The organism is Umezawaea sp. Da 62-37 (genome assembly GCF_032460545.1).
Taxonomy (GTDB): Bacteria; Actinomycetota; Actinomycetes; order Mycobacteriales; family Pseudonocardiaceae; genus Umezawaea.
This window is the reverse complement of the sequence record NZ_CP135965.1, coordinates 4,534,523-4,547,427: the sequence shown is the minus strand read 5'-3', so window position 1 is coordinate 4,547,427 and position 12,905 is coordinate 4,534,523. Positions and strand designations below refer to the sequence as shown.

Genomic DNA, 12,905 nt, shown 5'->3' with positions numbered 1-12,905 from the left:
GCCGACCGTTCCCGTTGTCCCTCGCGGATCGGCTCCTCCCCGGCTTGAAGACCGGGTGTTCACCGATTGGAGTTTCCATGAAGCGCTCCTTGGCCGTGGTCGTCGCGGCGGCCGCACTGCTGGTGTCGGCCTGTGGTTCGGCGGAAGACCTCAGCGGCAGCAACCAGCAGGCCGCGTCGGGTGAGGTCGTGGTCGGCTCGGCCGACTTCACCGAGAACAAGATCCTCGCGGAGATCTACGCGGGCGCGTTGAAGAACGCGGGCGCGAAGGTCACCGTCAAGTCCGGCATCGGCGCCCGTGAGCTCGTGGTGAAGGCGTTGCAGGACAAGTCGTTGGGCGTCGTGCCGGAGTACACCGGCAACCTGCTCAACTACTTCGACAAGACCAACGCCACCACGACGTCCGAGGACGTCTACACGGCGCTCAAGTCCAAGACCCCGTCCGGCCTGGAGGTCCTGGCGAAGTCCGCCGCGGAGGACAAGGACGTCCTCGTGGTGTCGAAGGCGACGGCGGACGCGGGCGTGAAGTCCGTGGCGGACCTCGCCTCGAAGCCGGACTTCGTGCTCGGCGCGGCGGGTGAGTGGGCGCAGCGCTGGGAGGCGAAGATCGGCGAGGTCTACGGCGTGAAGTTCAAGGAGATCAAGACCACCGACGCCGGTGGCCCGGTCACCGTGGACGCGCTGAAGGGCGGCACCGTCCAGGTCGCCAACCTCTACACGACCTCGTCCGACATCAAGGCGAACGACTTCGTCGAGCTGGAGGACCCGAAGAACCTGTACCCGGCGCAGAACGTCGTGCCGCTGTTCCGCTCGGACGCGCTGGACGACAAGGGCAAGGCGGCGCTGGACAAGGTGTCCTCCGCGCTCACCACCGAGAAGCTGGCCGACCTGGTCAAGCGGGTGGACGTCGACAAGGAGACGATCGCGAACGTCGCGGCCGCCTTCCTGTCCGCCGAGAAGATCTGACGCACTCCCGTCCGACGAGGGGCCGTTCCGGTTCGCCGGGGCGGCCCCTCATCTCGTGGACCGGCCGCCGATGCGACCGGTGAGCTCGTCGGCGGCGGCCCGGATGTCCTCGGCGAGATCGGGCCACCGCCGGCCGCATTCCGCCTCGCACACGTGCCGGAACGTCACGGTGATCGCGGCGATGGGGCGTTCGCCGTGGTCGAAGACCGGCGCCGCCACCGAGGCGAAACCCGCGGTCACGTAGCCGTCCTCGACGGACCAGCCCCGCCGCTTCTCGGTCCCCAGCAGCGCTCGCAGCGCGGGCAGGCTGTGCGGCCCGCGGCCCGTCCGGTCCACGAAGCTCCCAGCGGACGGGAACAGGGCCCGCACCTGCGCCGCGGGCAACCGCGCCAGCATCGCCCGACCCGACGCGGTGAGGTGCGCGGGCAGCCGCACGCCGACGTCCGACACGATCGACTGAGGCTGCCGGGGCTGCTCGCGGACCAGGTAGAGGGCTTCGGGGCCGTGCAGGACGCCCAGGTGGGCGGTCCGCTCGACCTTGTCGACGAGCTTGCGGAGCAACGGCCTCGCCAGCCGTTCGAGCGGGTCGTGCCGCAGGTAGGCGGAGCCCAGCTCGAACGCCGCGACGCCCAGCCCGTACCGGCGTTCCTCGGGGAAGTGCGTGGCGAAGCCGGCCTCGGCCAGTTCGGCCAGCAGGTGGTACGTCGTGGACCGGGGCAGGCCCAGTTCGCGCGCCACGGCCGTGGCCGACACCGGACCGGGCTTGCCCGCCAGGAACTGGAGCACCGCGAGACCGCGCCTCAGCGCGGGGACGTCACTGCTGGTGCCCATGGGGAAAGGCTAGGCGCAGCCACCGACCCGGTCAGGTCGACGCCGGGAACGTCTCCCGGATCGCGGTCTCGATCGACCGCGGCGACTCCACGTCCAGGAACAGCTCCCGCAGCATGAGATCCGCCAGCTTCGACGGCACCAGCCCGGACTGCTTCCCCGTCAACCGTTGCACCAGCCCGGTCATCCCCAGGCCGGCCCGGACCACCCCGGCGGGCAGCTTCCGGACCTCCCGAGGATGTCCGGCCGCCCCGGCGACGCGGCTGATCATCGCGGTCCAGGTCAGGTTCTCCTCGACCACGGGGATGTCGGCGCCGGAAGCCCGCTCCAGCGCGTCGGCGGCCGTTTCCGCCACCCGGCGCGCGGTCGTCACGGCGCTGCCGCCGACCGGCACGGCCAGCGGCGAGCGGGAGCGGACCCACTTGTCCAGGCCGCCCGACCAGTTCGGCACCCGCCCTTCCGCCCGGCCGAACACGAACGGCAGCTCCAGCACGGCCACCGGCAGGTTCGGCCCGGCGGCCTCGCGACCGGCGCGCGCCTGTTCCACGCGGCTGCGGATGTAGGGGTGGAGCACGGCCAGTTCCCACTCGGGGTGCACCCGGTCGAAGTGCGTGTAGTACGACCCCAGCACCACGGCCCGGCTCGCACCGGCGGCGCGGGCGGCGCCGAGCAGGCGGACGACCGGTTGCACGTTCCCCTTGTGGAACAACGGGTACGAGGGTTTGCGGGGGATCTCCCGGTCGTCCGCCCCCGCCGCGAACACCACGCCGTCGTGGCCGGCCACCAGGTCGCGCCAGTCGGCGTCGGTGGCCGTCACGGCGTCCACCGCGTGGTCGATCCCCGCACGCGCCGTGCGGGCCGCCGTCGTCGCGGAGTGCCCGCGTTCCCGCAGCACCGCGACGACGTGCTGTCCCACCAGGCCGCTGGCGCCCACCACCAAGATCTTCATGGTCACGATCATGCCGGACGGCGTCCGCCGCGTGGAGTCAGAGCTGGCTCAGGATCGTGGGATCGGTGATGTCGGTGTCCTTGGCCAGCAGCATCGCCTTGCTGAGGATCACCGCCAGCGTCCGGTCGCCGTCGAACGGCAGGTAGGAATCCGTTCCGGCGGACGGCTTCGGCACGATGCACAGGTACCGGTTGTCCGGGGCGATCATGATGTTGCCGGACCCGAGGTGGATCTTGTACGTGTGCCGCGCGCCCTTCACCCGCAGGAAGCGGTCCTCGACCGTGCACTGGCCGCCGATCGCCAACCGGGGGACCAGCCGGGTGAGCAGGTCGCGGCGGGTCTGGGCGGTCTGGGTCAGCTCGCCGAAGCCGTAGGAGTGCCAGTACGCGGTGAACCGGCCGTCCGGTCCGCCGTCCTGCCACGTGGGGTCGTTGCCGACGCTGGCGACGCCGACGAACAGGTCCACGTCCCGCAGCACCTCGCTGAGCACCAGGTCCGGGACCTCGGTCAACGCCAGTGGCTCGGCCTGGCGGCCCCGGACCGGGGCGTACCCGCCACCGGAGGCGTGCGCGTGGTTCGGGGCGGCGTCGATCGGGTAGAAGCGGACCTGGTCGGTGCGCAGCCGCAGGTAGCTGCCCGACGGGGCGGTGTCGACGCCGTACTCCTCGCCGTCGCCCTCGATCCAGAACTCGGCCCGCAGCCCCCACAGCGGCAGGTCGCGGACGGCGGGCTCGTAGGTGTCGTCCACGGCCAGTCGGAGCTTGTTGCGCCAGCCGCGAACCGCCGCCAGCGAGTGGAACTGGTGCTGGCGCAGGACGTGCGCGGCGAAGCGGTTGGAGTACGCGCCGGTGCGGCGTTCCGCGTCGGTCAGCAGGTACACCTCGCGGTGCGCCTGCTTGAACGGCTGCGTGACGCCGTGCTCCTCCAGCCGTTCGCGCCACGCGAGGACCTCCGCGGTCGGGTGGCCGATCGGGTGCCACAGCGCGACTTCGGCGCCGGTGACGGGGTCGCCCGCGAGGTCGCGCAGCTCGCCGTCGGTGAACGCGCACGCCACGCCGTCGACCGTCCACAGCAGACGGCGGGCGATCGTGCCGACCAGCGGGTGGTCGAGGTACCGCTCGCGCCACACCGCGTACGCCCACGTCCGCCGCGCCAGGAACTGCCGGTCGAGCCGTTCCACCTGTGCCGTCAGCATCCTGTCGATGTCCTTGGCGGTCGCCTTGAGCTCCTTCAGCTCCTCGGCGTGGTCGCGCCGCACCGCCGCGGGCGGGCTCTTCACCGGTTTGCCCGCGGCCGAGCGCCAGCCGAGCACGGCCGTGCCGCCCACGACGGTGATCTCCGCGGTGGTCTCGCCGAGGACGGTGGTCGACCGGCCGACCCCGGTCAGCCCGTACGCGGGCACCGCCAGCTCCTCGATCTCCTCGCGGCGCAGCCCCAGTTCGACGGCCTTCGCCTCCAGCGCGGCGTCGACCAGCTTGAGCGTGCCCTTGTGCGTCAGCCGGGTCGCGAGCCGGGCCAGTTCGGCCAGCACGGCTTCACCGTCGAGCCGGGCCAGCGCGCCGACGGCCGCGTTGGCGACCTTCGGGTTGCGCGGGCCGAGCCCGTCGACCTTGCGCAGCGACGTCTCCACCAGCGCGCCCAGCACGCGGGCCGACCGGGGGTGCGCGGGCAGCAGCGCCAGGAACCAGGTGAGGCCGCGCACCGCGTTGGCGTTGTACGGGTCGTAGGCGTTGGTGACGTCGTAGTCGTAAGTCCTGCGCTCCAACGGGAACGTGCGCGGCCTGCCCACCAGCGCGAGCCAGGACAGCACCGCGTCGCGCACCGCCTCCTCGCCGATCTCGGCGACGAGCGCCCGCGCGGGCTGCTCCCACTTGGCGTTCGGCTTCGCCGTGGTGGCGGTGGCCGCGAGCGCGAGCAGTCGCCGCCACGGTTCCGGCAGCGAGGCCAGGTCGGCCATCGCCCGGTCGGCCCACGCCTCGCCGACGTTGAGCACCGGCTCGGTGAGCCGCTTGGCGAACGCCACCGTCTCGGCCGTCTGGTACGACTCCAACCCCAGGCGCCGCAGCAGTGCCACCACCCGCGGCTCCAGCCCCCGGCCCGCCGCGAGTTCCGCCTCGGCCAGCAGTCGGGCGTCCGGCCCCCACGCCCCGTACTGCCCGGCCAGCCCGTCCAACGCGGCCCGCCGCTCGGCGACCAGCACGTCCTCGGCCGAGGTGCCCGACGACGCGACCGCCACCAGCGGCAGGATCGGCCCGCCCTGCTCCGGGGCGGCCCGGTACCGGTCGGCGAGGCCCCGGACGACCCGGACGCGGGCGTCTTCCGGCAGCGCCCGCAACCGGTCCAGCACGTCGCTCCAGACCGTGCCCACGAAGTTGTGCCCGGCCTTGTGGGACGCCATGGCCGCGTCGACGAGCCCGTCCGCGTCCTCGACGGCGAGCGCCCCGCGGGCCCGGTTCGCGTGACCCGACATCAGCCACCCACCAGTGCGACGAGCTTCAGGAACGTGACCTCGGTGCCCAGCGGCAGCTCGACCACCTCGTCGAGGCCGGTGACCTGCCGATCGCCGACCAGCACCACGAAACCGTTGCGCCCGAACGCTTCCAACGCCGCCGCGGCCTGCGCCTCCGGATCGATCCGCTGCCGGTCCCGCACCCGGAACCCGTTCAGCCCGACCTCCGCGTCCGTCGGCCGCACCAGCCCGCGGAACACCCCGCCCTCGCGCGCGTTGAACTCCGCGACCTCCTGGAACACCCGCCGCCGGACCACCTCCCGCAACGGCAGCCGCTCCTCGACCACGTCGAGCGTCCACTGCTCGGCCGTCCTGCCCGATGTCGTCTCGTCGACGACGGTCACCCTTGCCATGTCGGACAGCGTAGGGACGGGCACCGACAAAACCGGCTCAACAAATCCGGCGGCCCGCGCATTGGAGGGGTATGAGACGAAGTTTCGAGGACTTCGCGGACGCCGAGGTCACCCCGATGCTCCGGTACGCGACGGTCCTGACCTGCGACGCGCACCTGGCGCAGGACGTCGTCCAGGAATGCCTGTTGCGGGCCCAGCAGAAGTGGCAGCGCATCGGCGACCTGGACCAACCGGCCGCGTACGTGAAAAAGATGATCACCAACGAGTACCTGTCCTGGCGGCGCCGCAAGGCGGCCAAGGACGTGACCATGTCGCACGCCGCGCTGGACGACGTCGGCACGGCCGCCACCGACGCCGTGCACCGCTACGACGAGCGCGACGCGATGCTGCGCCGGATCGTCCTGCTGCCGAGGAAGCAGCGCGCGGCCGTGGTGCTGCGCTACTACGACGGGCTCGCCGACGACGAGATCTCCGAAGTCCTGGGCTGCGCGGAAGTCACCGTGCGCAGCCACATCTCCCGCGCGCTGACGACGTTGCGCGCGACCCAGAAGCTCCTGGAGGCACGGTGAACACCGAAGACCTGATCCGCGACTCGCTGATGCGGCAGGCCGACCTCGCCCCGCCTCCCGGTCCCACCCTGGCCGCCCTGCGCAAGCCGCGACGCCGCCGCATGCCGTTGCTGATCGCGGTCGCGGTGACCGCGGCGGCGCTGGTCGCGGTGGCGGTCGTGGTCGACATCCGCTCGGTGCGCTCCGCCGACCCGGCGACCACCGGCGCGCCCTCGAAGAGGACCACCGGCACACCGGCCACGCCGGTCAAGCCGAGCGTGCTTCCCGATCGGAACCAGATGGCCGTCGACGTGCCCGTGCTCTACGAGCCGCAGTGGCTACCGGACGGGTTCGTCGAGCAGGAGCGGGAGTTTCCCCTCGGCCACTCGTTGAAGCGCACGTGGCGCAACCCGGCCGATCCGACCGGGATCGTGATGCTGTTGGTCGATCCGGAGGGCAAGAACAGCCTGTTCAGCGTGCAGCACGAGAACTCGCCGGACCGGGTGGATCTCGGCGCCAACGGCGATGGCGCCTTCGGACCTGCCAGCCTCGACGAGGCAGGCATGTCCTGGTACAGCGCAGACGGCGGCAGCCTGCTGATGGTCACGGTCGAGGCGATGCCGGGGATGAAGGAGGTCGCCCGGCGGATCGCCGAGTCCACGACGTCCGGCGGCACCTCCGTCCACGCCTCCGCGCTGGTGCTGGCTCCGGAGCACGTGGGGGCGGGGGACTTCGTGACCCGCACTTGGAAGGGGACCTCCCCGACCGAGTGGACGATCCAGGTCGAGGTCAGCCACCTCAGCCGGTCGACCCAGGCGCGGCTGACGCCCACCTCCCCGGACACCGCCGGCGGCACGTCCGTGCGGGCCCGCGAGGCCGGCGCCACCTTCGTCCCCGCCAGGCAGGTGAACGGCGACTGGACGGATGTGATGCTCGTCGTGCCCGTCGGCGACCGGTTCCTCACCGTCGCGGGCAAGTCGTTCCAACCGGGTGGAGGCGGTCCGCGGGCGGCGTCGGAGATCACGCTGGAGACGCTGACCGCCATCGCGAACACCACTGTGGTCGTCCAGAACACCGACCTCTCCTGGTTCGGCACCAGGTAGCCAGTCTGGTATCCCAGACGGAGTCACGCGCTCCGGGGTCGTGGAAACGGCTCCGGGGCGTTGTGATGGGCACATGGTGCAACCCGTGCAGCTGGGTCCGAAGCCGCTGACCCGCGAGGACGTGCAGGCCGTCGCCCGAGGCGGGGCGCCGGTGGAGATCCCGGAGGCCACCAGGGAGCTGGTGGCGGAGGCCAGGGCGCACATCGAGCGGCTCGCCACCGCCGAGACGCCGACGTACGGCATCTCGACCGGGTTCGGGGCGCTGGCGGTGCGGCACATCCCGCCGGACCGGCGGACGGCGTTGCAGCGGTCGCTGATCCGGTCGCACGCCGCGGGCGCGGGTCCGGAGGTGGAACGCGAGGTCGTGCGCGCGCTCCAGCTGCTGCGGTTGCGCACGCTTTCCTCGGGGCACACGGGGGTGCGGCCGACGACGGTCGACGCGATGGCGGCGATGCTGAACGCGGGCATCACGCCGGTCGTGCACGAGTACGGCTCGCTGGGCTGCTCGGGCGACCTGGCGCCGCTGGCCGCGTCCGCGCTGGCCCTGATGGGCGAGGGCCAGGTGCGCGACGCGGACGGCGTGCTGGTGGACGCCGCGGTGGCCCTTCGGAAAGTGGGCATCGAACCCGTCGTGCTGGCCGAGAAGGAGGGCCTGGCGCTGATCAACGGCACGGACGGCATGCTCGGCATGCTGGTGCTCGCGACCGGCGACCTGCGCGCGCTGCTCGACCTGGCGGACCTCACCGCCGCGATGAGCGTCGAGGCGCTGCTGGGCACGGACCGGGTGTTCGCCGCGGACCTGCACGCGCTGCGCCCGCATCCGGGCCAGGGCGCGTCGGCCGCGCGGATGGCGGCGCTGCTGGAGGGCTCCGAGATCATGGAGAGCCACCGCGGCCCGGACTGCACCCGCGTGCAGGACGCGTACTCGCTGCGCTGCTCACCGCAGGTGCACGGGGCCGCGCGCGACACCGTCCAGTACGCCGAGACGGTCGCCGACCGCGAGTTGGCGAGCGTGATCGACAACCCCGTGGTGCTCGCGGACGGCCGGGTCGAGTCGAACGGCAACTTCCACGGCGCCCCGATCGCCTACGTGCTGGACTTCCTGGCCATCCCGGTCGCGGACGTCGCCAGCATCGCCGAGCGCCGCACCGACCGGATGCTGGACGTGAACCGGTCGCACGGCCTGCCGCCGTTCCTCGCCGACGACCCCGGTGTCGACTCCGGCCACATGATCGCCCAGTACACGCAGGCCGCGATCGTGTCCGAGCTGAAGCGGCTGGCCGTGCCCGCGTCCGTCGACTCGATCCCGAGTTCGGCGATGCAGGAGGACCACGTGTCCATGGGCTGGTCGGCGGCCCGCAAGCTGCGCAAGGCCGTCGACGGGCTCACGACCGTGCTCGCGATCGAACTCCTCACCGCCGCCCGCGCGCTCGACCTGCGCGCGCCGCTCAAGCCCGCGCCCGCCACCGCGGCGGCCGTGGCGAAGCTCCGCGAGACCGTCGAGGGCCCCGGCCCGGACCGCCACCTCGCGCCCGAAATCGCGGCCGCCGAGGCCCTGATCCGAAGTGGAGCCCTCCGTTGAGCCCCGAGATCCGTGCAGCGCGCGGCCTGGAACTGACCGCTCGCAGCTGGTCCACCGAAGCCGCCCTCCGCATGTTCCACAACAACCTCGACCCCGACGTGGCCGAGCGTCCCGAGGACCTGGTGGTCTACGGCGGCACCGGCAAGGCCGCCCGCGACTGGCCGAGCTTCCACGCCATCACGCGTGAGCTGGAGAACCTGGCGGACGACGAGACGCTGCTGGTCCAGTCCGGCAGGCCGGTCGGCGTCATGCGCACCCACGAGTGGGCGCCGCGGGTGCTGATCGCGAACTCCAACCTGGTGCCGGACTGGGCGAACTGGCCCGAGTTCCGCAGGCTGGAGGCCGCCGGGCTGACCATGTACGGCCAGATGACCGCCGGTTCGTGGATCTACATCGGCACCCAGGGCATCCTCCAGGGCACCTACGAGACCTTCGGCGCCGTGGCGGACAAGCGCTTCAACGGCACCCTGCGCGGCACCCTCACGGTGACCGCGGGTCTCGGCGGCATGGGCGGCGCGCAGCCGTTGGCCGTCACCATGAACGAGGGTGTGGCTCTTTGCGTCGACGTCGACCCGCACCGCGTGCGGCGACGTCTGGAAACCCGGTACCTGGACGAGATCGCGGACGATTTGGACGACGCCATCGCGCGGGTGTTGGCGGCCAAGGCTTCGGGGACGCCGCTGTCCGTCGGTGTCGTGGGCAACGCGGCCGAGGTGCTGCCGGAGTTGTTGCGCCGCAACGTGGACGTGGACATCGTCACCGACCAGACCTCCGCGCACGACCCGCTGGCGTACCTGCCGGTCGGGGTGGCCCTGGAGGACTGGCAGGACTACGCGGCCACCAAGCCGGAGGAGTTCACCGACCGCGCCCGCACGTCGATGGCCGCGCACGTCGAGGCCATGGTGGGGTTCCTGGACCGCGGCGCGGAGGTGTTCGACTACGGCAACTCGATCCGCGGCGAGGCCAAGACCGGCGGCTGCGAGCGGGCGTTCGACTTCCCCGGTTTCGTGCCCGCCTACATCCGCCCGCTGTTCTGCGAGGGCAGGGGCCCGTTCCGCTGGGCCGCGCTGTCCGGCGACCCGGCCGACATCGCCAAGACCGACAAGGCGATCCTGGAGCTGTTCCCGGACAACGAGAAGCTCGCCCGCTGGATCAAGATGGCCGGTGAGCGCGTCGAGTTCCAGGGCCTGCCCGCCCGGATCTGCTGGCTCGGCTACGGCGAACGCCACCTGGCGGGCCTGAAGTTCAACGAGATGGTCGCCAGCGGCGAGCTGTCCGCGCCGATCGTCATCGGCCGCGACCACCTCGACTGCGGCTCGGTCGCCTCGCCGTACCGGGAGACCGAGGCGATGGCCGACGGCTCCGACGCCATCGCGGACTGGCCGCTGCTCAACGCCATGGTCAACACGGCTTCCGGCGCCACGTGGGTGTCCATCCACCACGGCGGTGGTGTCGGCATCGGCCGGTCGATCCACGCCGGGCAGGTGACGGTGGCCGACGGCACGGCGTTGGCGGCGCAGAAGATCGAGCGCGTGCTGACGAACGACCCCGGTATGGGCGTGCTGCGGCACGTCGACGCGGGTTACGACCGGGCCTCCGAGGTCGCCGACGAGCGGGGCGTGCGCATCCCCATGGCCACCCATGAGTGACCTGCTCGCCGACATCGCGGATGTCGGCCGGGACGCCAAGCGCGGCGGCTACTCCCGCCACGGGTTCGCGCCCGCGGAACTGGAGCTGCGCCGGTGGTTCACCGCCGAGGCGGAGAAGCGCGGACTCGACGTGCGGGCCGACCGCAACGGCAACATGTGGGCGTGGTGGGGGAAGCCGGGGCGCGACGCGGTCGTCACGGGCAGCCACCTGGACTCCGTGCCCGGCGGCGGCGCGTTCGACGGGCCGTTGGGCGTGGTGTCGGCGTTGCAGGCCGTGGACGTGTTGCGGGCCAAGGGGTTCATCCCCACCCGGCCGTTCGCGATCGTCGTGTTCGTCGAGGAGGAGGGCGGCCGGTTCGGCGTCGCCTGCCTCGGGTCGCGGCTGATGACCGGCGCCATCTCCGCGCAGGCCGCGGCGTCGTTGACCGACCCCGACGGCGTCACGTTCGGCGAGGCCGCGCACAAGGCGGGCTTCGACCCGTTGCGGATGGGCCGCGACGAGCGGGCGCTGTCGATGATCGGCGACTTCGTGGAACTGCACGTCGAACAGGGACGCGGGTTGACCGTGCCGGTCGGCGTGGCCTCGTCGATCCTGGCGCACGGCCGGTGGCGGTTCAGCTTCGTCGGAGAGGGGAACCACGCGGGCGCGACGCTGATCGAGGACCGCCGAGACCCGATGCTGCCCGCTTCGCGGATGGTGCTTGCGGCACGTCGGGCGGCCACCGGTGGCGCGCGCGCGACCGTGGGACGGCTGGTACCGACTCCGGGCGGCACCAACGTGATCGCGTCCTCGGTCGACGTCTGGCTGGACGCCCGCGCCGAGGAGGACCCGCGGACGCGCGAGGTCGTCGCCGAGATCACCGCGGCGGCCGAGGAAGCCGCACGTGAGGAGGGCTGCGAGGTCACGGTGACCGAGGAGTCGTACGGCGACACGGTGCACTTCGACGCCGCTCTGCGCGACGACATCGCCGGTGCTTTGGGCGGTGTGCCCGCGCTGCCGACCGGTGCCGGGCACGACGCGGGCGTCCTCGCCGCGCACGTCCGGACCGCGATGCTGTTCGTGCGCAACCCCACCGGCGTCAGCCACTCGCCGGAGGAGTTCGCGGAAGCCGACGACTGCGCGGCAGGCGTCGTGGCGCTGGCGACGACGTTGGAGCACCTGGCGACGTGACGAGCTACTGGTGCGAACAGGCCTGGCTGCCCGAGGGCGTCGTCCCCGGCGTGCTGATCGACGTCGCGGACGGCGTGATCGTCCACCTGTCCACTTCGGACACCCCAGGTGACGCCCACCGGCTGCCCGGAGTGGTCGTGCCGGGGTTCGCCAACGCCCACTCGCACGCGTTCCACCGGGCCTTGCGCGGCCGCACGCACGACGACGGCGGCACGTTCTGGACGTGGCGCGAGGCCATGTACGCGGTCGCGGAGGAGCTGACCCCGGACAGCTACCTGGAGCTGGCCACGTCGGTCTACCGCGAGATGGCGGTGACCGGCGTGACGGCCGTGGGGGAGTTCCACTACCTGCACGACCGCTCCAACGAGATGGGCGACGCCCTCCGCCAGGCCGCGGTGAACGCGGGCATCCGCCTGACCCTCCTGGACACCTGTTACCTGGCCGGCGGTATCGACATCCCGGTACAGGGCGTCCAGCAGCGCTTCAGCGACGGCACCGCGTCGGCGTGGGCCGCACGGGTCTCCGAGCTGCGGCCCGACCCGATGACCAGGATCGGCGCCGCCATCCACTCCGTCCGCGCCGTGCCCCGCGCGGAGTTGGCCGAGGTCGCCGCCGCCTTCCCCGACAACCCCCTGCACGTCCACCTCTCCGAGCAGCCCGCCGAGAACGAGGCCTGCCTCAACGCCTACGGCCTCACCCCGACAGAGCTGCTGCACGAGGCGGGCGCCCTGACCCCGCGCACCACCGCCGTGCACGCGACTCATTTGTCCACAAAGGACGTCAAACTCCTCGGCGCCGCCCGAACCGGCGCCTGCTTCTGCCCCACCACCGAAGCCGATTTGGCCGACGGTATCGGTCCCGCCCGCGAGTTGGCCGACGCCGGAAGCCCCCTTTCGCTGGGCAGCGACCAACACGCCGTCATCGACCCGCTGCTGGAGTCGCGGGCCTTGGAGCACGGCGAACGCCTCCGCACCGGCAAACGCGGCCGGTTCTCGCCGCGCGAGTTGTTGGCGGCGTTGACCAACCACACCTCCATCGGCTGGCCGGAAGCCGGGAGGATCGGCGTCGGTGCTCCCGCCGACTTCGTCGCCATCAGGCTGGATTCCGTGCGCACGGCCGGATCGCTACCCGAACAGGTGGTCCTCACGGCCACCGCATCCGATGTCGCCACGGTCGTGGTTGCCGGTAAAGTCATTGCCCAGGACGGAATCCACTACTCGAACGGGTGATGGGATTCCCACAACCGCC

The 12,905-nt window shown here is 72.1% G+C and carries 11 protein-coding genes; 7 read left to right on the top strand and 4 right to left on the bottom strand.

The window, feature by feature from the left end:
- Positions 1 to 77: 77 nt before the first annotated feature.
- Entirely contained in the window at positions 78 to 965 is an 888-nt protein-coding gene (locus tag RM788_RS20345) for an ABC transporter substrate-binding protein (RefSeq protein ID WP_315933296.1), read from the top strand.
- 48 nt (positions 966 to 1,013) lie between these two features.
- Here the strand turns inward: RM788_RS20345 and RM788_RS20340 are convergent, their stop codons facing one another.
- From RM788_RS20340 to RM788_RS20325, 4 genes are read right to left on the bottom strand one after another with little or no spacing between them, the layout of a single operon-like run.
- Positions 1,014 to 1,796 (bottom strand): IclR family transcriptional regulator, encoded by a 783-nt coding sequence (locus RM788_RS20340; RefSeq protein WP_315933295.1) that lies wholly within the window; start codon positions 1,794 to 1,796, stop codon positions 1,014 to 1,016.
- A gap of 31 nt (positions 1,797 to 1,827) precedes the next feature.
- A complete protein-coding gene (locus tag RM788_RS20335) occupies positions 1,828 to 2,742 on the bottom strand; it encodes an NAD-dependent epimerase/dehydratase family protein (protein WP_315933294.1) in 915 nt (304 codons plus the stop codon).
- Positions 2,743 to 2,779: 37 nt separating this feature from the next.
- Positions 2,780 to 5,212, bottom strand: coding sequence for a DUF4132 domain-containing protein (locus RM788_RS20330; protein WP_315933293.1), 2,433 nt, complete (start codon positions 5,210 to 5,212; stop codon positions 2,780 to 2,782).
- Positions 5,212 to 5,604 (bottom strand): hypothetical protein, encoded by a 393-nt coding sequence (locus RM788_RS20325; protein ID WP_315933292.1) that lies wholly within the window; start codon positions 5,602 to 5,604, stop codon positions 5,212 to 5,214. Before RM788_RS20325 ends, RM788_RS20330 begins: the two co-directional genes overlap by 1 nt.
- Positions 5,605 to 5,675: 71 nt before the next feature.
- Here RM788_RS20325 and RM788_RS20320 point away from each other — a divergent pair, with 71 nt between their 5' ends.
- From RM788_RS20320 to RM788_RS20295, 6 genes are all read left to right on the top strand, one after another.
- Entirely contained in the window at positions 5,676 to 6,173 is a 498-nt protein-coding gene (locus tag RM788_RS20320; protein ID WP_315933291.1) for a sigma-70 family RNA polymerase sigma factor, read from the top strand.
- Entirely contained in the window at positions 6,170 to 7,255 is a 1,086-nt protein-coding gene (locus RM788_RS20315) for a hypothetical protein (protein ID WP_315933290.1), read from the top strand. Before RM788_RS20320 ends, RM788_RS20315 begins: the two co-directional genes overlap by 4 nt.
- A 73-nt stretch (positions 7,256 to 7,328) precedes the next feature.
- Positions 7,329 to 8,837: a histidine ammonia-lyase gene (gene hutH, locus RM788_RS20310; RefSeq protein ID WP_399344172.1), complete on the top strand. Its 1,509-nt coding sequence runs from the start codon at positions 7,329 to 7,331 to the stop codon at positions 8,835 to 8,837.
- Entirely contained in the window at positions 8,834 to 10,486 is a 1,653-nt protein-coding gene (gene hutU / locus RM788_RS20305; RefSeq protein ID WP_315933289.1) for a urocanate hydratase, read from the top strand. Before hutH ends, hutU begins: the two co-directional genes overlap by 4 nt.
- On the top strand, positions 10,479 to 11,657 hold the full coding sequence (locus RM788_RS20300; RefSeq protein WP_315933288.1) for an allantoate amidohydrolase: 1,179 nt from the start codon (positions 10,479 to 10,481) through the stop codon (positions 11,655 to 11,657). Before hutU ends, RM788_RS20300 begins: the two co-directional genes overlap by 8 nt.
- The gene (locus RM788_RS20295; RefSeq protein WP_315933287.1) at positions 11,654 to 12,886 is read left to right on the top strand and encodes a formimidoylglutamate deiminase; all 1,233 of its coding nucleotides are present in this window, start codon (positions 11,654 to 11,656) and stop codon (positions 12,884 to 12,886) included. The genes RM788_RS20300 and RM788_RS20295 overlap by 4 nt, the downstream gene beginning before the upstream one ends.
- The last annotated feature ends 19 nt before the right edge of the window (positions 12,887 to 12,905 follow it).

Coding starts and splice junctions, on each gene's coding strand:
- hutH (WP_399344172.1), top strand. CDS start 7,329: ATGGTGCAACCCGTGCAGCTGGGTCCGAAGCCGCTGACCCGCGAGGAC.
- RM788_RS20300 (WP_315933288.1), top strand. CDS start 10,479: ATGAGTGACCTGCTCGCCGACATCGCGGATGTCGGCCGGGACGCCAAG.
- RM788_RS20335 (WP_315933294.1), bottom strand. CDS start 2,742: ATGAAGATCTTGGTGGTGGGCGCCAGCGGCCTGGTGGGACAGCACGTC.
- RM788_RS20320 (WP_315933291.1), top strand. CDS start 5,676: ATGAGACGAAGTTTCGAGGACTTCGCGGACGCCGAGGTCACCCCGATG.
- RM788_RS20330 (WP_315933293.1), bottom strand. CDS start 5,212: ATGTCGGGTCACGCGAACCGGGCCCGCGGGGCGCTCGCCGTCGAGGAC.
- RM788_RS20345 (WP_315933296.1), top strand. CDS start 78: ATGAAGCGCTCCTTGGCCGTGGTCGTCGCGGCGGCCGCACTGCTGGTG.
- RM788_RS20325 (WP_315933292.1), bottom strand. CDS start 5,604: ATGGCAAGGGTGACCGTCGTCGACGAGACGACATCGGGCAGGACGGCC.
- RM788_RS20340 (WP_315933295.1), bottom strand. CDS start 1,796: ATGGGCACCAGCAGTGACGTCCCCGCGCTGAGGCGCGGTCTCGCGGTG.